Annotated in this window: 19 protein-coding genes and 1 tRNA gene; 7 read left to right on the forward strand and 13 right to left on the reverse strand. The window is 55.2% G+C overall.

The features are described from left to right. Nucleotides 1-88: 88 nt before the first annotated feature. The 6 genes from ACGY09_RS01915 to ACGY09_RS01940 all read right to left on the reverse strand — a co-directional run bounded on the left by ACGY09_RS01915 (nucleotide 89) and on the right by ACGY09_RS01940 (nucleotide 5,387). On the reverse strand, nucleotides 89-457 hold the full coding sequence (locus ACGY09_RS01915) for a YciI family protein (protein ID WP_373651776.1): 369 nt from the start codon (nucleotides 455-457) through the stop codon (nucleotides 89-91). 71 nt (nucleotides 458-528) lie between these two features. Further along, complete coding sequence (locus ACGY09_RS01920; RefSeq protein ID WP_397570257.1) at nucleotides 529-903, reverse strand: YciI family protein; 375 nt, start codon at nucleotides 901-903, stop codon at nucleotides 529-531. Nucleotides 904-1,029: 126 nt separating this feature from the next. Continuing rightward, complete coding sequence (locus tag ACGY09_RS01925; protein WP_373651774.1) at nucleotides 1,030-2,283, reverse strand: RNA polymerase sigma factor; 1,254 nt, start codon at nucleotides 2,281-2,283, stop codon at nucleotides 1,030-1,032. An 83-nt stretch (nucleotides 2,284-2,366) separates the two neighbouring features. Beyond that, nucleotides 2,367-3,353: a GNAT family N-acetyltransferase gene (locus ACGY09_RS01930; RefSeq protein WP_397570258.1), complete on the reverse strand. Its 987-nt coding sequence runs from the start codon at nucleotides 3,351-3,353 to the stop codon at nucleotides 2,367-2,369. Nucleotides 3,354-3,424: 71 nt separating this feature from the next. Next, nucleotides 3,425-4,384: a transketolase family protein gene (locus ACGY09_RS01935; RefSeq protein ID WP_397570259.1), complete on the reverse strand. Its 960-nt coding sequence runs from the start codon at nucleotides 4,382-4,384 to the stop codon at nucleotides 3,425-3,427. 163 nt (nucleotides 4,385-4,547) lie between these two features. Further along, nucleotides 4,548-5,387 (reverse strand): transketolase, encoded by an 840-nt coding sequence (locus ACGY09_RS01940; RefSeq protein ID WP_397570260.1) that lies wholly within the window; start codon nucleotides 5,385-5,387, stop codon nucleotides 4,548-4,550. A 230-nt stretch (nucleotides 5,388-5,617) separates the two neighbouring features. On the opposite strand from ACGY09_RS01940, the gene ACGY09_RS01945 reads away from it, so the two are divergent. Then, complete coding sequence (locus tag ACGY09_RS01945; protein WP_397570261.1) at nucleotides 5,618-6,118, forward strand: metallophosphoesterase; 501 nt, start codon at nucleotides 5,618-5,620, stop codon at nucleotides 6,116-6,118. A gap of 175 nt (nucleotides 6,119-6,293) precedes the next feature. On the opposite strand, the gene ACGY09_RS01950 is transcribed toward ACGY09_RS01945, so the two are convergent. After that, nucleotides 6,294-6,710 carry a bacterioferritin-associated ferredoxin gene (locus ACGY09_RS01950; RefSeq protein ID WP_397570262.1) on the reverse strand — a complete coding sequence of 139 codons (417 nt, stop codon included), beginning with the start codon at nucleotides 6,708-6,710 and terminating at the stop codon, nucleotides 6,294-6,296. Between the two features lie 268 nt (nucleotides 6,711-6,978). Here ACGY09_RS01950 and ACGY09_RS01955 point away from each other — a divergent pair, with 268 nt between their 5' ends. After that, nucleotides 6,979-7,881 (forward strand): SMP-30/gluconolactonase/LRE family protein, encoded by a 903-nt coding sequence (locus tag ACGY09_RS01955; RefSeq protein WP_397570263.1) that lies wholly within the window; start codon nucleotides 6,979-6,981, stop codon nucleotides 7,879-7,881. Nucleotides 7,882-7,944: 63 nt separating this feature from the next. Beyond that, nucleotides 7,945-8,382 (forward strand): RidA family protein, encoded by a 438-nt coding sequence (locus ACGY09_RS01960; RefSeq protein WP_373651767.1) that lies wholly within the window; start codon nucleotides 7,945-7,947, stop codon nucleotides 8,380-8,382. A gap of 274 nt (nucleotides 8,383-8,656) precedes the next feature. On the opposite strand, the gene ACGY09_RS01965 is transcribed toward ACGY09_RS01960, so the two are convergent. Further along, nucleotides 8,657-9,634, reverse strand: coding sequence for a rhomboid family intramembrane serine protease (locus ACGY09_RS01965; RefSeq protein WP_373651766.1), 978 nt, complete (start codon nucleotides 9,632-9,634; stop codon nucleotides 8,657-8,659). Nucleotides 9,635-9,666: 32 nt separating this feature from the next. Beyond that, a complete protein-coding gene (locus ACGY09_RS01970) occupies nucleotides 9,667-10,539 on the reverse strand; it encodes a hypothetical protein (RefSeq protein ID WP_397570264.1) in 873 nt (290 codons plus the stop codon). Between the two features lie 526 nt (nucleotides 10,540-11,065). Here ACGY09_RS01970 and ACGY09_RS01975 point away from each other — a divergent pair. Continuing rightward, the gene (locus ACGY09_RS01975; RefSeq protein ID WP_397570265.1) at nucleotides 11,066-12,757 is read left to right on the forward strand and encodes an MFS transporter; all 1,692 of its coding nucleotides are present in this window, start codon (nucleotides 11,066-11,068) and stop codon (nucleotides 12,755-12,757) included. A 441-nt stretch (nucleotides 12,758-13,198) separates the two neighbouring features. Next, on the forward strand, nucleotides 13,199-13,585 hold the full coding sequence (locus ACGY09_RS01980; protein WP_397570266.1) for a hypothetical protein: 387 nt from the start codon (nucleotides 13,199-13,201) through the stop codon (nucleotides 13,583-13,585). A 15-nt stretch (nucleotides 13,586-13,600) separates the two neighbouring features. Here the strand turns inward: ACGY09_RS01980 and ACGY09_RS01985 are convergent, their stop codons facing one another. Then, on the reverse strand, nucleotides 13,601-13,969 hold the full coding sequence (locus ACGY09_RS01985; protein ID WP_373651762.1) for a hypothetical protein: 369 nt from the start codon (nucleotides 13,967-13,969) through the stop codon (nucleotides 13,601-13,603). Nucleotides 13,970-14,626: 657 nt separating this feature from the next. Here ACGY09_RS01985 and ACGY09_RS01990 point away from each other — a divergent pair. Then, nucleotides 14,627-14,713 (forward strand) — tRNA-Ser (locus ACGY09_RS01990). A gap of 752 nt (nucleotides 14,714-15,465) precedes the next feature. Here the strand turns inward: ACGY09_RS01990 and ACGY09_RS01995 are convergent. The 3 genes from ACGY09_RS01995 to ACGY09_RS02005 form a co-directional block, all read right to left on the reverse strand. Next, the gene (locus ACGY09_RS01995) at nucleotides 15,466-16,890 is read right to left on the reverse strand and encodes a carbohydrate porin (protein ID WP_397570267.1); all 1,425 of its coding nucleotides are present in this window, start codon (nucleotides 16,888-16,890) and stop codon (nucleotides 15,466-15,468) included. Between the two features lie 87 nt (nucleotides 16,891-16,977). Next, the gene (locus tag ACGY09_RS02000) at nucleotides 16,978-17,241 is read right to left on the reverse strand and encodes a hypothetical protein (protein ID WP_397570268.1); all 264 of its coding nucleotides are present in this window, start codon (nucleotides 17,239-17,241) and stop codon (nucleotides 16,978-16,980) included. 67 nt (nucleotides 17,242-17,308) lie between these two features. Continuing rightward, nucleotides 17,309-17,668 (reverse strand): STAS/SEC14 domain-containing protein, encoded by a 360-nt coding sequence (locus tag ACGY09_RS02005; protein ID WP_397570269.1) that lies wholly within the window; start codon nucleotides 17,666-17,668, stop codon nucleotides 17,309-17,311. A 519-nt stretch (nucleotides 17,669-18,187) separates the two neighbouring features. Between ACGY09_RS02005 and ACGY09_RS02010 the strand changes: the two genes are divergently transcribed. Further along, entirely contained in the window at nucleotides 18,188-19,969 is a 1,782-nt protein-coding gene (locus ACGY09_RS02010; protein WP_373651759.1) for an ATP-binding protein, read from the forward strand. Nucleotides 19,970-20,001 lie beyond the last annotated feature (32 nt).

Here is a 20,001-nt window from a genome sequence, read left to right on the forward strand (position 1 = left end):
ACAACGCGCTGGAGTCGCGGCTCATCGGTCTTTCCATAACTGCAAAGAGTCTCTGCCGCGTCCAAAAGGCTTTCAGCAATTCCCGCGGTCAGACCGGGCCGGGTAAACCATCGAGTTGTCGTAACGGGCGAATTTCGACCGTCGCGATTCGGGCACCCGGATGCTGGGCTGCCACGGCAATCGCCTCATCCAGATTTTCAACCTCGATCAGGTAATAGCCCCCCAAGACTTCACTTGTTTCAGCGAACGGACCGTCTGTCACCGTTCGAACCCCATCGCGGACCCGAACACATTTCGCTGTCGCCACGGGTTGGAGTGGCGAAGCATCAATGTACTGACCGCGATCGTTCAGTTTATGAGTCAGCTGAACCGCCTCGTTCATCGCGGCTTTCAAGGCGTCCTCACCTTTTTGCCTCCAAAGATCATCGTCGTCGTAGCACAGCAACATGTATTTCATCGAAGGAATTCCTGCACGTGGGTTGCTCACTCGTGAACTTAGTCGACGAAGACTGGCAGCTTCGACAAAAATTATTTCGAATTACCCACCTGTCGACCGGGAAGCCCCTCCAGCTCATGGACGGGCCTTACCTCGACAGTCCCTTTCCTCGCCGCAGGTAACCGAGCTGCAATTTCGACTGCTTCGTCGATGTCTTTCGCTTCGACCATGAAGAAACCACCCAGTTGTTCCCGAGTTTCGGCGAAGGGCCCATCGGTCAGCGATCGTTTGCCATCGCGAACTCGTACACTGGTCGCCATGGAAACTGGCAGAAGTGGCGAAGCGGCGAGGAACTTCCCCTCTTTGTGGAGCGCATTGGCGATCTGGGTCGATTCCTGAAAACATTTTTCTCGTTCATCCTCGGCCCAGCAGCCTTCTTCCGAGTAAATCAGCAGCATAAATCGCACGATGGCAGCCTTTCGCATCTGAGGAATGGGAAATCACGAAACGAATTTGCGTGAATCGATCATCACGTTTCTGTCTGCAGATTAGTCGACTGACGATTTGAACAATCGACAGTTTGTCGTTTGAATTCAGGAATCGAGTTCGCGAAGCCGTTTTTCGATGAATCGTCGCTCTGGTTCCTGAGAGACTAGCTTGAGCGCCGATTCATAGGAACTTCTTGCCTCCACCTTCTGCCCCAACCGACGATAGAGGTCGGCTTGGGCCGCATGTAAGAGGTGGTACCTCGCGAGTTGCCCGCGTTCGAGTATCACGTTGATGAGTTCGATACCTGCTTGTGGCCCGTCTCGCATCGCGACGGCAACCGCTCGGTTCAGTTCGACGATCGGCGAAGGCTCTGCTCGAAGGAGTAAGTCGTACAGCGCGACGATCTTCGCCCAGTCTGTCGATGTGGTGTCCGCAGCCGAGGTGTGAACGGCCGCGATCGCGGCCTGAATGGCATGGACGCCCAGCATCGGGGCAGCAAATGCCTGCTCGGCCAGCCGGTGACCTTCCTCAATCTGTGGCCAGTTCCACAGACTGCGATCCTGATCCTCAAGCAGGATCAGATCGCCATTTTCTGCCGTACGAGCCTTACGCCGCGAGTCATGAAGCAGCATCAGTGCCACGAGGCCGATCACCTCGGGATCCGGCAACAACTGCATCAGCAGCCGACCAAGTCGAATTGCTTCTCCCGAGAGATCGGCTCGCGTCAGCGATTCACCCGAGGAAGCCGAATATCCCTCATTGAAGACGAGATAGATCACGGCCAGAACCGAGTCCAATCGAGCCGGCAGGTCCTCCATCGAAGGGACTTGATAGGGAATCCTGGCATCGCGAATCTTCGCTTTACCACGCACGATTCGCTGAGCGATGGTGGATGGCGTCGTCAGAAACGCGGTGGCAATGGCTTCCGTGGTCAGACCACAGACTTCACGCAGGGTCAGCGCAATTTGAGTACTCGACGACAGGGCCGGGTGGCAGCAGGTAAAGATCAGCCGCAATCGGTCATCTTCCACACCTCCGCCGTCGACATCCTCTTCTATCTCCGCAGCGGCTTCCGGTTTGACCGCCAGCTTGGGGAGTGACGCGTCAAACCGCGAGCGACGTCGAATGACGTCAATCGCCTTGAATCGTCCCGCAGATACCAGCCAGGCACGGGGATTATTGGGGATACCGTCACGTCCCCACTGCTCGACCGCTGAAGCGAATGCATCGTGCATGGCTTCTTCTGCGAGATCAAATTCGCCCACCAGCCGGATCAGCGTCGCCAGAACGCGACGCGACTCGACCCGGTAGATTTCTTCGACCTTCCTTCGTACCAGTTGGATATCACTGTGTTCCATCGTTGACCCGAAAGAGATGGTGACATACGAACTGGTTCAAGTCGCCTGACCCGCGAGATTTCCGAACGGACTCCCGACGGGCGTCATTCGGTCGACGGTACCGCACCGGCAGCCTTTTTGTAGACCACCCCCGCGTCGACGAGTTGAAAGCCAGCGGACTTGATTACGGCGATCGCCGCAGTATCCGTTTCTTTCGCGTGGGCCTCGGCAAGTTGAATCATTTCATCACGGACCCTGCGACAGACTTCATCGAGCAGAAGCTGGCCGTACCCTTTGCGTCGCTGATGTTCTGAGACGTGCAGTCCCGTGATCCCAATCGCCCGCATCTTCCAACTGGTTGTGTACATATCCAGGCCGACGACACAAACTCGGGCGAGCAGCGATCCTCCCGCCTTGGGCATCAATCCCAGTTGCATAGAGTCGAGTCGCCCCTGGCGTGTCGACCACCACCAGTCTTTCGGTTCGTAGGCCGTTGCCGCGGCGAGCTTCGACTGTCGCTTCGCATTCAACATGCGAACGCACATGATTTCGGGCCCCCCCGGGCCCAACTTACGCTGGAAGACCAGGTGCCGCTCAAAGGGGACGTATCCCATCGCTTGAAAGAACGGTGCCGCGGCTGGATCCGATTCCAGAAATCCAGCTGGTTGACTTCCGCCGTACAGGCCTGCGTAGAAAGGATCGTTTGGGTCGGCACCCCCTCCGTAGATCGTTTCCGCTCCGGCTTCCCGCAGGAACTCTTCAGCCCGTCGGATCAGTTCCCTGCCGATCCCCTGTCGCCGATATTGCGGATCGACGATCACGGCGCAGATGACTCCTGTCTTTCTGCACAATCGCGACTTGGTTTCGTCTGCCCCGAAGCCCACATGGACGAAGCCGACAAGATGTCTGTTGTCTGTTGTGGCCACGATCAGGCCTGCAGGGTCGAAGTAGGTCTGAGCAATGACGAGGCCGTCGAACTCATCACAACTGATCCCCGTTGCCGCGCCACGTCCCAATCCAGACTCGTTCCACAACCGCAAAATCTGCGGTGGATCAAAGTTTCGAAACTGGCGGTAAGCCACCACGACCATGTTACCTTTTTTGCAAAAGAAACCCGGTGTCGATCGACACCGGGTCTCTGCAATGTGACACGCCACTGCCGTCAGCGACGTTTAACTTTTTCCACGGCCGCGACAATCGCTTCCGCAGTTAATCCGTACTTTTGCAAAAGCCCCTGCGGGTCGCCACTCTCGGCATAGCGATCCCCCAGATTGACAAATTCTATGGGAACGGGACGGGTTCGTGCGACCGTCGCTGCAACAGCGGCCCCCAATCCTCCCGTCATCAAGTGCTCTTCCGCGACGACAATTCGACCCGTTTCTTTGGCCGCTCGCAAGATCGTCGCTTCGTCCAGCGGTTTGACTGTATGCATGTCGACGACTCGTGCGCTGGTCCCACCCTTTGCAAGCTGTGCCGCCGCATCAAGAGCAACACCCACCATGAGTCCATTGGCGATGATCGTAACGTCGTCCCCCTCTTTCACTGTGTTGGCCTTCCCGATCACAAACGGGGAGTCAGCCTGATAGATCTCGGGAAGTTCGATCCGCCCGCAACGCAGGTAAACCGGCCCGACATGCTCAAGCATCGCCCGAGTCGCCTTTCGGGTCGAAGTCGCATCGGCGGGGACGATGACGGTCATGCCGGGAAGCGAACAGGCCAGACTTACATCCTCGATCCCCATCTGCGAAGCACCATCTTCGCCGATCGAAATTCCTGCGTGCGACCCCACCAGTTTGACATTCACTTCCGGATACGCGACGCACATCCGAATCTGGTCAAATGCATTGGCCAGCAGAAACACCGCAAAGCTGCTGACGACCGGGATCTTGCCGGCAGAGGCCAACCCGCTGGCTACACCCACCATGTTGGATTCCGCAATTCCCACATTGAACGCTCGATCGGGGAATGCTTTGGCAAAGACTTCCGTCCGGGTTGAATTCCCGACATCGCCGTCGACGGTGACAAACTTGGGAAACTCGTTCCCAAGCTCCTTCAGCGCAGCGCCAAAAGCATCTCGGGACGCCTTTCCCAGCTTCAGACCTGCGGCTTCGCCAATTGCCATCGTCAGTTTCCGCCCTTCACTTGTTGGGTCAATCTGATCACGCGTTCGAACGTCATGGTCAGATGCATCCATCGTTCACGATGAATGCCTTCGCCAGCTCACGTCAATCCCGATGGATGCTCCTTTGATGCCATGACATTTTTTTAGTTCAGCTTGTTCTCGCTCAGCTCAACAGTGAAAGGGCCTGCTGAGCCAGCTCATGCGAGAGTGGTTTTCCATGATAGTTCAGGTCTCCTGCCGCTTCGAGTATCGGCAGGATTCCGAATCCTTTTTTCGTTTGAGAAATGATGGCTGTCGGCCGGTCCGTTACAGACTTCACTGTCTCGAGGGCGCTGACGACGGATTCCATCGAGTTTCCATCGATTACTTGTGTGTGCCAGCCGAACGCTTCGAACTTGGGAGCGAACGGCTTGAGATCCAGTACGTCCTTTGTCGAGCCTGTCTGCTGGAAACCGTTCTGGTCCACAATCGCAGTCAGGTTTGACAGCCGATACTTCTCGGCAGACGCGACCGCTTCCCAGACTTGCCCTTCGCCCATCTCTCCATCACCCAGCATCACGTATGTATGAGCGTCGATTCCATCGAGACGACAGCCCAGCGCATGGCCCACCCCCAGTGAGAGCCCCTGCCCCAGTGAACCAGTCGAGGCTTCCATGGTCTCTAGACGTTTCATATTGGGATGCCCCTCAAAGGGACTCCCCAGCTTTCGCAGCGTCCGAATTTCGTCGACTGAGTAATAGCCTGCCTGACAGAGGGCCGAGTACAGAACAGGAACCGCGTGTCCTTTGCTGAGAATGAATCGGTCCCTGAGCGGGTCTCGAGGATTCTCTTTGTGATGTCGCAGGAAGCCGCCGAAGTACAGGGCGGTGACGACTTCAACGGCGGAAAGACTGCTGGGCGGATGGCCACTTCCCGCTTCCGTGGTGATCGTGATGATCAGCCGCCGGATGGCTTTCGCCGTCTCCTTCAGCCGTTCGATCTCCATGCCTGTCGCGTTGGCCACGGTTGCTTTCCTTACGTGCGAGCCAGAAGATAAGCCACTGGTTACGTTCCCTCGTAAAGCAGATCGGTGAGAAATTTTTTCTGCGAGATGTCTTCGTATGCTACCGCCCCCTTGCAGGTGCGGCAAGGATGTCGGAGGCGGTTCCCTCCCCTGTCTCTGACTCGTTGTGACACAGTCGGCAGCGACATCAAGCACACTTCACGAGCCGTCAAACAAAGCAGGTTTCATTGATGCTGATTGGTATCTTTGCGGATAGCCACGACCACCTGGACCACATTCGCCGCGCGGTCGAGGTCTTCAACGAAGCCGACTGTCAGCTGGTCGTATTCGCAGGAGATCTCGTTTCCTCTTTCGCGGTTCCTCCGTTGCGCCAATTGAAATGCAAAATCGTCGGATGTTTCGGTGACAATGAAGGAAACAAGACCGGAGTCACGGCCGGAATGCGGATCGTCGGCACCATCGGAGAACCTCCATTCGGTTTCAAGACTCCCGATGGACGCCGCATCCTCGTGACTCATATGGATCGATCACTGCGCGGTGTCGAAGGAGACTTCGATGTCGCTATTTATGCACATACTCACAAACCGAGCATCACCCACGACGAGCAGGGACGGCTGTTTATCAACCCGGGAGAAACAAGCGGCTGGTCCTACGGCAAACCCACCGTCGCATTGCTGGAGACCACGACACTTGAAGCTCAGATCGTTCCGCTGAAAGGAACCAGGGACTGAAGTTCTTCCCAGCAGCTTGCGAGTGCTGCGGCCATTCCGCTCGCGAGTCGCTTAAACGATTTGGCAGATCGAGATTCGCAGCGGTTGGAGTCGCTCTTCGTTCGCTTCGTCAAAATGCGCCACGAAGTCGGCTTTCATCCGCCCGCGTGCCCCAAGGTTTGGGTCTGGCCCCATTTCACTCCGACTGCTGACCCGCCGAAAGTTCCGGTGGTTCATCCGTCGGTAACGGTACGGCCCCCGCTGCAGGCTTACCATGCCCTGCCTTGATATAGGCAGCACGCTGACGAGCGTAGTCAGCAGCCGTCAGATCCTCTGTCGTCCCAGGTGAGTTCGACGCATCCTGTTGAGATTCGGCAAAGTACCGCTTGAGATAGTTCACACACCACCCGCACCCCGTTCCCGCTCCGCCGCACTCACTGATCTGGCTGGCACGACGGGGCCGGTGCACGCGGATGAAATTCAGAATCTTCCGCTTGGAGATATGGAAGCAATAGCAAATCGTGTCATCAAGCTGCATGAGTCGTCCAGCGTCATCAGGATCACCGCACTCGGCGGTCGAGGTTTGCTGAATGATAGCAGTGAGCGTGGTCAACGACAGTCGTCATTCCGTCAAATCCCGGATTAGCCGAGATCTGCGATGACTTGCCATCCTTCTCCGGCAGCAAGCGAATCGCCTTGCGAAGGGCGGAGAGCAGTCCTTCAGTCGTCTGGAGAAAACGGATCCCAAGATGCGACGATGGGGCTTCTGAAATCGCAATCGATGCTTCCAATTCTGCTGCACCGGTTGACGCGATGGGATACTCGACGGCAGGATATGCCTTCTTCCGATACGACCCCGTTGCACCAGGAGATTTCCCGAGATGTTGCAGTTTGCCTTGGCATTGCTTCTCGCTAGTCAGACTGACGAGAAATTGTTTGTCGCAACGCCGTTGACCCAGCCAAACGAGTTCACCCCCGGCATCGAAGGCCCTCAGTGTGACCGTGAAGGCAACATCTATGTCGTGAATTTCGAAAAGCAACAGACCATCGGCAAAGTGACACCTCAGGGCAAAGCCGAAATCTTCGTGACTCTGCCAGGCAAGAGCACCGGAAATGGCATTGTTTTCGACCAGCAGGGGAAGATGTACGTCGCGGACTATGTCGCACACAATGTCCTGAAAATCGATATGGCGACACGCAAGATCGACGTCTTCGCCCACAATGATCAAATGAACCAGCCGAATGATCTGGCGATCCATCCGAACGGAACACTCTACGCCAGCGATCCCAATTGGGATCAGGGGACCGGCCAGCTCTGGAAGATAAACACAAAGGGCAAAACAGAGCGTCTTGCGGAAGGAATGGGAACGACGAATGGGATCGAAGTCAGCCCCGACGGAAAGACCCTGCACCTTTGTGAAACCGCAAAAGTGGATGGGGAAACTCATCGAAATGTCTGGTCATTCCCGATCAACGAAGACGGGTCCGTGGGCGAGAAAAAGCTGATTCACCGATTTCCCGACTTTGGATTCGATGGGATGCGCTGCGATATTGACGGAAACCTCTATATTACACGCCACGGCAAAGGGACCGTTGCGGTACTGACTCCGACTGGCAAGCTCCTTCGCGAGATCGATGTACTCGGAAATAAACCGAGCAACCTCTGCTTCGGTGGTCCTGACGGTCGCACCGTCTACGTCACGGAAGTCGAGCATACGCGGCTGGTCCAGTTCCGTGCCGATAAACCGGGGCTCGCCTGGAAACGCTGGAATCCCGGAAAGTGACATGCGTCATTTTCCACATCCTGATCTATCACCTGGAAACTTCAACGAAGGATCAACGCACCGATGACACCTCAAGAAACCGCCGAAAAGCTGGGTCTGACTTTCAATAAGATCGAACCAGGCTACCTGAACCTGTGCGTTCGCTCGGGTAACCTGCTCATCACCTCAGGTCACGTCAGCGACCTGAAAGGGAAGCTGGGAGCAGGAGTCACCGTGGAACAAGGCTACCAGGCAGCGCGGGACTGTGCGATCAAGATCCTGAGGTCCGTCCATAACGAATTTGGCACTCTGAACGGACTGCGCGTCCTGAAGGTGCTCGGCTGCGTCAACTCGACGCTGGAATTCCACGAGCAGCACCTCGTGATCAACGGAACGTCAGACCTGCTGCACGAAATCTTCGGCAAGACAACCGACGGCTACCATGCTCGCAGCGCACTGGGCTTTGCCCAGCTCCCTACGAATGCCGCCGTCGAAGTCGAAGCGATCTTCGAAATCAAGTGATTCCGGAAGCCGCCACTAGCTGAGAGATCTGTCCGCTCCCCTTTGGCGATCAGCCTGGAGAGCGGACTTTTTTTGCGCGCATTGACTGTGGCAGAGGCATGAGAGTGAATTGCCGCAGTAGCCGGTTTCATCCCCTGATCGAAAATCGGCGAACAGGGAACCCGGCTCGCTGAAACGGACAGTCACCGCGATAGCAAAGCCTGTTTTGAGTGATCCAGATCCCACACACTCAAATTGCTGGACACCCATCGGCAGCGTGTGAATTCTCGTAGTGCTACAGCCGGTGTTTGGCCTGTTCACTCGCACGCTTGAGGATCGAGCGTTCGCGTTCGGTGAGACTCTCTGATCCCTGTTCGTGAATCTTGGCAAGGATCGCATCAACCTGTTCGTCGAGCCCCGAAGTCGAAACTTCCGGATGAAACACTTTGAGATTCCGGGACGTCGTCGCTCGGCGTAGCGAGCGTTTCAATCTGCCGAAATCGAATACATCGGCAATGCCTTCGAGTCGCCAGTTTTGCTGTCGATAGAGATACCCGAATGCAGCTCCCCACAACTCGGACATGTAAGCAACCCGGGTCCAGGGTCCTTCGCCCTTGAAGGCCTGCAGAATTTGAAACACGTCGACGACCACGTAGATCAGCAGCAGAACGCGTATCTGGATTGGTATCAGGCCGAAGAACAGCAACTCCCTGCGAGGAAAATGCGTGGCGTAAAGTGCCAGCATCGCCAGCACAGGCGCATTCGCCCCTATGAGGGGCTGCGGCAGGTACAACTTGAGGCTGAACGCCGCGAAGATCAGGGCGCAAAAGGCAGCGGACGCGAGATAAAACCACAAGAACTCGCGGGATCCGTACATGCGTTCCAGACTGGAACCCAGATACCACAACGCGATCATGTTAAAGACAATCGCGAACGGTGCGTTACGCGGATGACAGAAGACATACGTCACCGCCCGCCAGATTTGCCCGTGAAGTAACTTATCCGGCTCCAGCAGCAGCCATTCTTCAGCATACGACTTCGTCACGGCGAACATCGCCTGAGCAACGGGCTCGACCGAGGACCGCAAAGATGCCACCGCGACGCGTGGAACCGCTGAATCATCCAGACTTACGTCATGAGTGAAAATCGTCTGCGCAAAAAACAGACCTACGCTCACGATGATCAACCATTTTGTGGTTGGAACATCATGCCCCCACGAGGGAAGTCCCGAGCCGATTTCATCGCGCATGTAGTCGCGGTTATTAGAGCCCATCGTCCGTGTAGACCTCTTTAATCGCTTTTAATTCACTTCGCCTGCGACAACTCGCTTTTGGTTCCGGGTTGCGGCAGTCGATTTGTCAGTTCGGTATTTTCCACCAGGATCCGATCAATGTCGTCTTTGACGCTTCGAACCTTACGACGAAGATCGTCAATCTTAAGCAGCAGTTCGTTCCGTTCCTCTTCCGTACGTTCCATGGCTGCGACGAGCCCTTCCCGGTATTCCGGTTCAAGCTGATCTCCGCCAGCAAGCTCTTCGCCTCCAAGCAGCTCTGCTTCTCGCAGCTTGAGCTTGTTGTTGGCTTCCACGAGAAGTTGTGCCTGCCCCTTCAGCGTCAGCATCCGATCGCCGAGTGTTTCCTCGAGCTTCAGGATCGTCGTGAGCTGCTTGTCAAAGTTTTCGGTGTAGCCGGGTGGGACCAGGTTTCGCCAGCGCCAGTTTCCGGCCTTGCCCCAGGTCGCCACTTCGGCGGGTGTGGCGCGCCAGTTTGGCTTGAGCACAGACCCGTTCTGCTGGATTTCCGCCGGCACAAATGAGCCGCGATAGACCGACGTTCCATCGGGCAGCAGCTCAAACCCGTGCAGTTGCAAACCCTCACGGACTCCGGCGGCAGATCCGACATTCACCTGCACTGCGCCATCGGGACTGACCACATTCGTCTGCACGATCGGCCAGAAATTGCCCCACAGGTCGCGCGAGCGGAAGATGTCCTTCTGCAGCGAGTCGATCTGAGCTTCGAGCGTCTCAATCTTGGGTTGAGTCTCGTTAAACTTATTCCTTGCGGCCAGGGTTTTCGCCGTCCAACTGTTGCGAACCTCGACAAGCTTGGCAGTGAGGATCGAAGCGGCGATGGCCGCAATGACCACCAGAAATGCGAAGACTTTGCCAAGCGTATTCATTATGAGATCCTTGTCGCAAACGCAGTCTGGGTGTTTCTCTTCGGGCGTCGCTGACTCAACGCAACTTCAATTCATCGGGAGGACTAGCGGAAGCGGAGACGTCGTTGTTAGCTTCAGGTCGTCGCTCGCGCTCGTACATCCGCCGCACTGTTCATTCTTGAAAAACCATGCTGGTAAAATATCGACGCGATGTCAGCCAGGACGACAGCAGATTCTCTCAAGTATTTACGAACCGCTCTTCCACCGATTGTTTGTGATGATTTTCTGCGCCTGAAACGACTTTTACGCTGGCAAAACCCCCTTCGCGGCCTTCCTCCGGTGAGCCTCTCACCGGCACAATCGATACGAGTGATACGCCCTCCGTGACCCGAACGAAACACCTGCTCACTTAATTGATCATAGGAGTCGATCAAGTGGGTGGTCAAGGAGAATCCCGCGTGTGAATTGCCTTTGACAGTGAGTCAGCACACAATCGAAGTGCTTGATATATCCGCCTCCTTTCCCACCTCAACTGAGAGACCTTCCGTTGAACGCGCCAGAACCCCACTCTGCCTCGACTCGGACGATTGAAGACTCACTCCAGGATAGCACTTCGACAAACGGCACCAGCTTTGGCCAGTGGATGGCCCTGATCGCTGCCTTATTAGGCTGGATGTTTGACGGAGCGGAAATGGGTGTATTCTCGATGGTGGGCCGTGCCGCCATCCAGGATCTGCTGGGGATCTCCCAACCCTCTCCCGAATCGGAACAAAAGGTTGGACTTTACTTCAGTCTAGTCATTGCTGTGTTTCTTGTGGGTGCCGCAACGGGCGGCGTCCTGTTCGGCTGGCTGGGAGACCGAATTGGACGCGTCCGGGCCATGAGCCTCAGCGTGTTAACATATGCGCTCTTTACTGGTCTTTGCGGGTTTGCTCAGACGCCGATCCAGTTGGGAATCTTGCGATTTATTGCAGCGTTGGGAATGGGCGGCGAATGGTCCCTCGGCGTCGCACTCGTGATGGAAGTCTGGCCAAATCGCTCTCGTGCGTTAATGGCAGGCTTGATCGGAGCAGCAGCAAATGCCGGCTACCTGCTCGTCGGAATCATCGGGATCGGCTTAGCCGCAGTCCTGACTCAGTGTGAGTCATTACTCGCCTCGACCGGACTTCCTGAATCCACGGTGAGTATGCTTGTCGCGAATAAAGGCTGGCGACTGATGATGATGCTGGGAACGCTTCCAGCCGGACTGACATTTTTCTTTCGCCTCTTCGTGCCAGAATCGACTAAGTGGGAACGCGAGCATGACCGCGGTTCCACATCAAACTGGGTGGCGTCTGACCTGATCGGCGTACTGGTGGGAGCAATCGGCCCTGGTCTGATTGTCTGGGTCTGGGCCGACGAACGAATCAACACGACGTGGCGTCTCGCAGGCACATTCATGGGACTGGTCATTGCCACTTTGGGATATATCTACCCGGTCGTACGATTCCTTCAGCGAACCTATGCGAACTCGAGCGACGCAGCCAACCAGACGAGCCAGACGATTCGCCGTATGCTACTCGGAGCCTGCTTAAGCGGAATCGCACTGATTGGCACCTGGGGATCCACACAGTGGGCCATGTCCTGGGCCGGTCAATTAACTCAGAACGTCAAACCAGTCGACGCGACAGGAACACCAGCGGCTGATGAGCGGGCGATGGCTGCAACCGCGGCGAAGCCGTCGTGGATTCATGAGACCATTACTCGAAACCCCCGTGAATACACGCAGATTGTCACTGCGGTGGGGGCGATCATCGGTACAATCCTGGCTGCCATGCTGGGCGACTGGGTCGGTCGCCGCATCGCGTACTGTGCTCTGTGCTTCGTGTCGATGGCATCCGTGCTCTGGTTCTACCAGTTTCATTCTCAATTCGACGCCGAGTTTCTCTTTGCGGCGTTCCTGCTGGGAACGTTTACAGCCTCATTCTATGGATGGTTGCCACTGTATCTTCCAGAACTTTACACAACGAATGTACGAGCGACGGGACAGGGCTTCAGCTTCAATTTTGGCCGTATCCTCGCAGCCATCGGCACACTTCAGATTGGTTCGCTGCTGGCGTTTGTGAATCGCTACGAAACGTTTGCCGGGTTGAAAGGTGGATATCCGGTCGCCTGCAGTGTGGTCTGCTTCGTCTACGTGATTGGGATGATCTTGATCTGGGTGGCGCCAGAAACCAAGGGGAAAGCACTGCCCGAATAAACCACAGACAAGTCAGTCGATCACTCCTGCAGCACACCCATGGAAGACGGGTCGCTCGTGTCTGCGGCGCTGGCGAATACAGGCGGAACTCACCAATCTACAAGCAATTGCACCGCCGAATAACGGTCTTTGGACAGAATGGGCCACACTAAGACAAACCGCCTGACACAGCAAATTGCGCCACTTCTACCTTAACAAGATGACAGCACAAACTAGATTCTTGTCACTCATACGTCATGACTTATCTAATATTTAGAACATGACCCGTAATCATACTTGCGTAAGAGAGCTAGCGACCGCTAAGACTCGCAAACCGATGAGCTTCCTGGCATGATGGCTTGCGAGTTTTGAGCGAAGTGACCCGCACGCACCAGCTCTGCGGATTCATGCTGCGAAGCATCCCCAAGCCTTGGGGCAGACAGTTTGGCGATGAGCACGAAGATGGAAAATAGAGATCACCTGGCAGACGACGCGGCCGCCACAGAAAAGCCCGCATCATCCGCAGCAGCCCCCGCGACACCAGCGGGAACCTCGGACAGGAACGATGCTTCTGAACTGAAAAACTACGACCCAATCCCGGATCATCGGCTCTATGTGCCTGACAATGAGGACTGGAAAGCCGAGATTAAGAGAGATTCAGAAAAGGTGTATTGCTACTCGAAACACCCCGGGCAAGACTGGTTCCACCTGATCCTGAACGGCGAGATCTACGTTTCTCGACAGCACGAACGCTATTGTTTGCGTTGTGCGCTCAGGATGGGGTTCCTTACGGATGACCGCCTCTTCTGGCAAAATCGGGTGTCCAGAAGGTCAAAGCGATCTCTCTAGAAGCGTCCGTTTTGACTACTTCAGTTGTACCGCCTGAACCTGCTTGATCGCTTCGATCGCAGCTTCCGCACTGCTGAACTCGCTCAGGAACTTTGCGGTGGCCTGCAGCGCTGCAAAATCAATCGATGAACGAACGGTGGTGGTGGCGCCGCCCAGTGACTTGCGCTTGGCGATTCGCTTGCCGCGACCGGTGGAGTTGATACCGAGCTTTTTGCGACCGGTGTAGAAAGCAACCGAGAAGCTGTTCTTGTTAATCTTGGCGGAAGGATACTTAGCAAGAATGGCGTCGATCGCTTCTTTGCTGCTGAGCGAAGGGTTTTCCTTGAGTATGTCACGAATGGCTTCGGACATATTGAATTCTGAGTTGGCTTGTTTCTTGGCCATGGTTTTTCTCCGTTAAAGCTAGATTGGGGACTGGTAAAAGCTTTATAGAAGCAGGTGCTATGTTGAATGTCAAGTAACATCCAACATCTTGACGCTAAAGTGCTTACGAGACGCTAAAGTTCTGGTAGTGATGAGCAGCATTAATGTTCAATCTTGCGCTAGCGTAGACAACAATCAACCTTGCAGCCATAACATCTAACGAGCTCTCATCGACTTGGTAGCAGCCCTGCAGTTGTGGGGAATTTGCAACAGTCGACCAAGCCTCGAAGCCGATGGTCTGCCAGGCATGGCACCCTACTTTTCAAGGGCTTCGCGACACTTGGCGCCAAGTGGAACTCCCCCCACACCTGAGATCGCTGCGCAGGACTGTCACTTTCCATTGACAGGCTAAAGACGGAGATCACAACCCGATTCACCTGGATTATACAACGCGTGTCCAGTCCGCCAGTGAAGTGGCGAGTGGCATTCCGAAGTAAGTTGCCAGGTACGCTTCATGAGACTTCACGAGACGGATTCAGCAAGCGGTTTTCGCCGATCCGCAGGTCAGTTTTCACTGCAGCCGGCCGTAATCTTTCCTTCGGGGCAGGAAACACGCCCCGTTGGCTGGACCAATTGAGGCTGAGAACTTAAGATTCCCGACCAACGGAAACAATGCACGGAGAGGTGGCAGAGTGGCCGATTGCACCGGTCTTGAAAACCGGCATGTCCGTGAGGGCATCGTGGGTTCAAATCCCACCCTCTCCGCTCTGATTTCGAATATTCCACAGGCGACATTCGAGTATCGCAGCCTCATTAACTTGAGCTCTGCAGCAAGCCCGGTTGACTTTGAGGCACCTGGACGCGATCGTCCGTCTCAATCTCTCTTCTTACGCCATGGCCGGCTGCCATCACGTTGAAGACGCATTCTTCTGGGCTGCTTCCGCGACTCCACTTCAGTTCCTCACCCCAAACGGCGAGCTGCGGGAACAGCAGCGCGGCCCCCTGCGATCCTCAACGCCTTTGGACGGCACATTGCACGCGGTCAACACCACCACCAGGTGTCAAATCCCTCGCGATTCTACGGCGGAGAATAACAGCCACAGACTCGCCGAGTGCAGCCGCTTTGCCAGCCTACTCCATTGTGCCGGGATCCCCGAAAACAGGGATTGAATCACGGTAATGCCTGATATCGTTCAATCTTCATCGAACGTATTACCAACTGCCCGGCCGTCCGCATTTCCCAAGTAAAAAGCGAACGCACCTTTCACCCTAGCTGCTTGGCGGCGGCGAAGACGGCGCTGCAACCGTAAATTGATTAAGAACTCTGCATAATCCATGCCCGGCCGAGTATTGAGACCGAAAGGACTCCAAGCAATCGCGCACAGCGGCAGAGAACTGGCCAGAGGGTTATCCTACAATGGGAAACTTCTTGTGAATGATGTCACCCCGGCCGCTGCAAGAATACGTCAATCGGGGTGCCAGCAATCAGGGTCCAAACAGGTTTTGGGCTCGGTGATTTAGAAATCGACCTTGGCACGTACGCCTGCAATCACCGCTGTCTCTGCCCGCTCACGGAATGGCGACACAAGCTGGATATCCGGGGTCACATGGAACCACGGATTGACCTGATAGTTGTAATACAACTCAACCCCCTGTTCGTCCTGAAGTCGCAATACCCTGGGTGCGAGGTCCTTCAAGGACTCAGAAACTTCGACATAGTAGTAGCCGAAGCCACAACTGTCCTGAAGCCGCTGGGGAATAAGGCTGGTACCACTCAGCCCCACATTGAAAAATGTGGGAACAGGGTTCGGATTCGCATCAGAGACCCCAAAATTTCCGAAAACTCCCCAGACTTTACGTGGATCGCTGGGGGAGGTGTAGAGTGCCTGATCAAAGCCGTAAGTGAAACACCAGGACCCATGTTGCTTGCTGGCAATGAGCCCCAGACCGGCGATTGGATCAAAGTAAGGCGTTGGCTCCAGGTCTGAGTAACTTCCTGTACTGTACGTTCCTGCCACACCCTGATGTCCCGGCATTCCGAAGAACTGTGTGGGGACTTTGAGCTCTGCAAGCAACGTCACGCCGTTATCGAAAAGTGTATTGAATCCCGTTACGGTAGGCGTGTTATGAGTGTCGACAACGGCTGCGGAGAAGACCGGTTTGAGGTCTTTCAGCACTGCAAACCCAGCCCCATACGTCGAATAGGGGACTGTTCGGGCGTAAACAGGATTGAACATCATTGCGGTATTCATGAAGCCATTAAGAGCAGTCGCCCCCGTGATTGGCTGCACAAATGTATCAAACATATTCAATCGACCGCCATAGACCAAAAACGATTCACTAAGAAACTGAGTTAGCTTGAATTCGGTGAGTGCCGTTACGGATCCGTAAGCTTGCGGAACGTCGAGCATTAAGTTGGGTGGCATAAAAGTGCCACCGTATTTATCGATGGTTTCTCCGTAGCGGGATTCGCCGTGCAGCGTGACAAACGCCCCTTTCCATAGGCCCGCCTTTTCACCATCGATGTTTACGAAGTAGTCGTTACGCCCGCCGTAGCGGAAGACTTGATTGAGCCCTCCCGACGCAACTCCCTGGTAAAACTGTGTGGTGCTCAGATCCGCAGTAATCCCACTTTCGCGGAGTCGTGTCCGTGCTCCGGCCCACTCACCCGTCAGAGTTTTGCGCGAAAACAGAGGCCCTTCTAAAGGAGGGGTCCCGGCGGCTAACGCGCTTTCCGAGAGCAGTGGAACGAGCGCGTCGATCGGCACATAGTCGACATCGGGTTGCAGGTCGCCTTCGTCGGGATAAGGAGCACTCTTCGGCTCGATGATCACTTCGTCATCATACGGCTGATAGGCGAAGCTGATGGTGGATTCAATGGCCACGACCAGTGCGAGCCAGAATCCGAGTATTCGCGCGGGTTTTCCATAGAAGCATCGCATCGATCAGCGTCCCTGCTATCAATCAGGCACCATCCCTGTGCAGGGTCCGCCTATTCCGCGTACCGAATGCGAAGCCTGCGTCGCTGTCTATCGGAAATGATCGCCGAAGGATGTGAGGGTCCCTGTCTGATGAATCGGCATCAGGAGCGAGTCGAGCGCAATTTGCGGGTTATTCCGGAAATTCACATCGTGGCCACAACGAAATGATTCAAGATTGGCCGTACACGCCGTCAATTCGGCACAATCCCCCAAGGTCGCAACCCATCCCTGCAGTGAGCGGACGACTTGCACTAAGACGACGGGAAGCCGCACCACATGGCGAGGCTTCTCGTCCGCTTCTACGCCATTCATGCTCGAATCCAGACATGTTTTCCGAAGATCTGACTGCTGTCATGTCGAGGCGAGGAATACCACTGGATCAGGCATGATTCAGCCATGACTTGGCGGCATCCAGTTCCGAAACTTCAAAGTATTGGATTTTGGCCATCGTGAACGGCTTGCAAATGCGGGCCATCCATTTGTCCCAGGACTTCTCACCGACGATCGCGATTCGCTGGATTTTTGTGCAATGTGTCGTTGCGAACTGGATATCGTCCCACAATGCGGCTAGATCCCAACCCTGAAAATCCTGGAACTGAACGAGTAAATTCACTTTTCCTTCTTTGGCAATCTCGGCATCGACCAGGGGAACGAACGTCTTGTAATCCTCATCGTGCAGCTTGCCGCTGATTTTGAACCCGACCGTGTGTTCGGGAACCCCTGAAAGGATCTCGATCATCTGCTGTCCCTCCGCTCGCTGTCTGAGAGTTGTTCTAGGTCACCGTGTGTTATGTCACACCCGGTATTCACTCTAATCCTCTCGCAAGCGAGATTGCCACTCATTCGCTTGACCGGGACGAAGCGCGTACCGTTGGCGGACCGTCGAATTTCCCTCAACGATCGTGAAATATCCGCTTTCCCTCGCGTGTCGGTGTGTTCAATGCATTCAAGCAATTTGCCTCTTCATTCCCATTCACCTCAGCGCGGCGACTGCTTTTTCGAGGTTGCCGCAGGTCCAATCCCTGTTTTGCGACAGCAGAATCCAACGTGGCATCTGACCGGCCAACGCGGAACCGGGGGCAGCCGAGTTGTAAAACGTAATTTCCCATGTGCAGAAACAGCGGCGACCTTTACCCCGTATGGCAATTCAGACTCTAATTCACGGAAAATCGAGTTCACGGAACTTCGAGCGATCTGACGGCGGGTGGGATCCTGCCGTTCAGCCCGTGCCGAATTCGTCAGTGAGGATGGAATCGACATGTCGTATCGAACGTTGAAGCGTCTGCTGGGGGAAACAAGCCTCGAACGAAAGTGCCGCCTGCTCTTTGGTGGAGGCCTGCTGCTGCTGATCTCGGGAAGCTTTTATTTCTATTCCAAGCAGACCCAGAAAATCATTTCGCAACAGAACCTCGAGGTCGCGCGCAACCTGGTTCCCACCGCGATCGTGGCAAAGCATGCCGAGTATTTCGACCGCAAGTCGGCCGAACATCGCAACTTTGCCGTGATGGTTCGCGATCTGAAACCAGAGACTCAAAAAGAGCAAAGTTGGGCGTTACTGAAATCGTCTGACATCAGTGACGCTGCGTCACGCCCCATCGAAAAAGTGGACCATGAGGCGATTCAGCGACTCTCTCCGACCAACCCGAATGCGCTGAGTGAATGGCCAACGGAGGTCACTCTCGAAAAGGATATTCCTCAGTTCCTGTACTATGCCCCAGTCAAAGCGAAAACGTTCTGCCTGGATTGCCATGTCCAGCACAACCAGAACCCCAACCTCAAAGAGAACGATGTCTTGGGGATCGTCAAAATCTCGTACCCGCTCGCCAAGATCAATCGGGATATCAGTTGGAACAATGCTGTGCTGCTGGCCACGGCGATCATCACGACGGCCCTGGCGTGGTTCGCAACTTACGTCATTGTTCGCTACGTCATTGTAAAGCCGGTACTCCACCTGAAAGAGGTCAGCGACGCGATTACGAGAGGTGACCTGGAGCAACGTGCCGACATCCGCACTGGTGACGAATTTGAAGAACTGAGCCAGGCGTTCAATCGCATGTTGCGTCACCTGACGACAGTTCAGGAAGATTTACAGAAGCTCAATCGCGGCTTTGAACGGAAAGTCGATGAGCTGGCACAGGCGAACCTGAGACTCTTCGAGCTGAATAATCTGAAGAACGAATTTCTGGCAACGATGAGTCATGAGCTGAGAACTCCACTGAACTCAATTCTTGGATTCAGTGAAGTGCTGATGACGAACCCCGGAAATCTGAGTGAAAAGCAGCAGCGGTTCGTGGCTCACATCCTATCTTCAGGTCGCACGCTGCTCAGCCTGATCACCGACGTTCTCGATCTCGCCAAGATTGAAAGCGGCAAAATGGAACTGCACCCCGTCAACACGTCCGTTGTTGAACTGGTTGATCGTGTCGTCGGGGCCATGATGCCGATTGCTGAAAAGAAGAACCTGGATCTGAGCTGGGATATCGAACCCGATCTTCCCCCCGTTTTCCAGGACGTGGGCAAACTGCAGCAGATTCTGAACAACCTCCTGTCGAATGCGATCAAGTTCACGCCGGAAGGGGGCCGGGTTCGTGTCCGTGCTTCTCGCCAGGGAGACCGGCTGGTTCTGACCGTGGAAGACACGGGAATTGGAATTCCTCTGGAAGATCAGGAACGGATCTTCGAAAAATTCCGACAGGGATCCACCGTTGCGGGGGGCCATGACCCACTCACCCGCGAATTCGAAGGAACGGGGCTGGGGCTGTCCATCACCCGTGAACTTTCGAAACTGCTGGGCGGGGGTATCGGGCTGCAAAGTGAATTCGGTAAGGGAAGCCGCTTCACGGTCGTCGTACCGATGCAGTTGGTCGTTCCGACGGAGACTGACATGTCCCGCCCCTGGCTCACCACGGAAGCCATTGATCTGGCGATTGAACGACCGTCCGCGTTTGGGCGATCACGCGGAGCGAAACAGCCTGACGATTACCCAAAGCCCGTCACCATCGATGCAACTTCGCCGCGCCCCGGTCGCGGAACGATGTAGCTAATCGCCTGTTAAGTTCGTCCGACAATCTT

The organism is Schlesneria sphaerica (genome assembly GCF_044336245.1).
GTDB lineage: Bacteria > Planctomycetota > Planctomycetia > Planctomycetales > Planctomycetaceae > Schlesneria > Schlesneria sphaerica.

Coding starts and splice junctions, on each gene's coding strand:
- ACGY09_RS01915 (WP_373651776.1), bottom strand. CDS start 457: ATGAAATACATGTTGCTGTGCTACGACGACGATGATCTTTGGAGGCAA.
- ACGY09_RS01925 (WP_373651774.1), bottom strand. CDS start 2,283: ATGGAACACAGTGATATCCAACTGGTACGAAGGAAGGTCGAAGAAATC.
- ACGY09_RS01930 (WP_397570258.1), bottom strand. CDS start 3,353: ATGGTCGTGGTGGCTTACCGCCAGTTTCGAAACTTTGATCCACCGCAG.
- ACGY09_RS01935 (WP_397570259.1), bottom strand. CDS start 4,384: ATGGCAATTGGCGAAGCCGCAGGTCTGAAGCTGGGAAAGGCGTCCCGA.
- ACGY09_RS01945 (WP_397570261.1), top strand. CDS start 5,618: ATGCTGATTGGTATCTTTGCGGATAGCCACGACCACCTGGACCACATT.
- ACGY09_RS01955 (WP_397570263.1), top strand. CDS start 6,979: ATGTTGCAGTTTGCCTTGGCATTGCTTCTCGCTAGTCAGACTGACGAG.
- ACGY09_RS01960 (WP_373651767.1), top strand. CDS start 7,945: ATGACACCTCAAGAAACCGCCGAAAAGCTGGGTCTGACTTTCAATAAG.
- ACGY09_RS01965 (WP_373651766.1), bottom strand. CDS start 9,634: ATGGGCTCTAATAACCGCGACTACATGCGCGATGAAATCGGCTCGGGA.
- ACGY09_RS01970 (WP_397570264.1), bottom strand. CDS start 10,539: ATGAATACGCTTGGCAAAGTCTTCGCATTTCTGGTGGTCATTGCGGCC.
- ACGY09_RS01980 (WP_397570266.1), top strand. CDS start 13,199: ATGGAAAATAGAGATCACCTGGCAGACGACGCGGCCGCCACAGAAAAG.
- ACGY09_RS01985 (WP_373651762.1), bottom strand. CDS start 13,969: ATGGCCAAGAAACAAGCCAACTCAGAATTCAATATGTCCGAAGCCATT.
- ACGY09_RS01995 (WP_397570267.1), bottom strand. CDS start 16,890: ATGCGATGCTTCTATGGAAAACCCGCGCGAATACTCGGATTCTGGCTC.
- ACGY09_RS02000 (WP_397570268.1), bottom strand. CDS start 17,241: ATGAATGGCGTAGAAGCGGACGAGAAGCCTCGCCATGTGGTGCGGCTT.
- ACGY09_RS02005 (WP_397570269.1), bottom strand. CDS start 17,668: ATGATCGAGATCCTTTCAGGGGTTCCCGAACACACGGTCGGGTTCAAA.
- ACGY09_RS02010 (WP_373651759.1), top strand. CDS start 18,188: ATGTCGTATCGAACGTTGAAGCGTCTGCTGGGGGAAACAAGCCTCGAA.